At 26.7% G+C, this 1189-nt stretch carries 2 protein-coding genes; both read left to right on the top strand.

What is annotated here, in order from left to right; genetic code table 11:
* Nucleotides 1–899: signal recognition particle-docking protein FtsY (gene ftsY / locus LDP10_RS02920; protein ID WP_265197248.1), on the top strand; the 899-nt coding region annotated here is incomplete at its 5' end.
* A 149-nt stretch (nucleotides 900–1048) separates the two neighbouring features.
* Nucleotides 1049–1189 (top strand): sigma-70 factor domain-containing protein (locus LDP10_RS02915; protein ID WP_414734442.1); only part of this gene is annotated, 141 nt, incomplete at its 3' end.

Genomic DNA, 1189 nt, shown 5'->3' with positions numbered 1-1189 from the left:
TGGAAAAGTTAAGAATACAATTAAAAAAAACAAGAGATTATTTAGGTTCAGAGATAAAAAATATTTTTTCTAAAAATAAAGTTGACGTGATTTTATTTGATAAATTAGAAGAAAAACTATTATCTTCTGATATTGGTGTAAAAACAACTAATTTTATAATTAGTGCGTTAAAATCAGAAGTGGTAAGTAACAATATAAAGAATACCGAAGCAGTGTATGATTTATTAAAAATCCATATGTTAAAGATGTTATCTAAAGTCGAAAAAAATATAAATTTGGAAAGATTTTCTTGTCCGTTTATAATTTTAATAGTCGGTGTAAATGGTGTTGGCAAAACAACTACTATCGGGAAATTAGCTGCTAAATATAAAAAAATGGGTAAATCAGTGATGTTAGCGGCGGGGGATACTTTTAGAGCTGCGGCTATTGAACAGTTACAAGAATGGGGATTGAAAAATAATATATCAGTGGTATCTCAGCATATCAATGCTGATCCAGCAGCTGTTGTTTTTGATGCAATTAAATCAGCACAGGCGAAAAAAATTGATATTTTAATCATTGATACAGCAGGAAGATTACATAATAACGTGCATTTAATGAATGAATTAAAAAAAATAAAAAAAGTAGTAAAAAAAATTGATGTTTTGTCTCCTCATGAAACTATTTTAGTTATTGATGCTTGCAGTGGTCAAAATACAGTACAACAAACAAAATTATTTCATGAATCATTACATTTAACAGGCATAGTGATAACGAAATTAGACGGGACAGCAAAAGGTGGAATTATTTTCCCTATAGCCAATGAATTTTCAATACCTATTTATTATATTGGAATAGGCGAAAAGATAGAGGATTTAAAAGTTTTTGATAGTAAAAAATTTATTGAATCTATTTTTTAATGTTTTATTTTTGTAATCTGTTTATTTTAATCGTTTTATATATATATTCCATAGAAAACAAGAAATAGTAAGATAGATTTTGATTTATTTTTATAATTCACGTATTATGAACTAATTTATTAGTTTAATGACGTAATTTAGGGATTAAAATGATTAATAAAACGCAAATTTTATCTCTTACTGCTTTGGGTAATTTAGATGCTTATATTAGATATGCTAATTCTTGGCCTATGTTATCGGCTGAAGAAGAAAAATTACTGGCGGAACGTCTTTATTATAATGGTGATTTA

The sequence above is a fragment of the Buchnera aphidicola (Pemphigus obesinymphae) genome (assembly GCF_026122815.1).
GTDB lineage: Bacteria > Pseudomonadota > Gammaproteobacteria > Enterobacterales > Enterobacteriaceae > Buchnera_C > Buchnera_C aphidicola_BJ.
The sequence above is the reverse complement of the archived record's forward strand: the minus strand, read 5'-3'. Positions and strand labels throughout refer to the sequence as shown.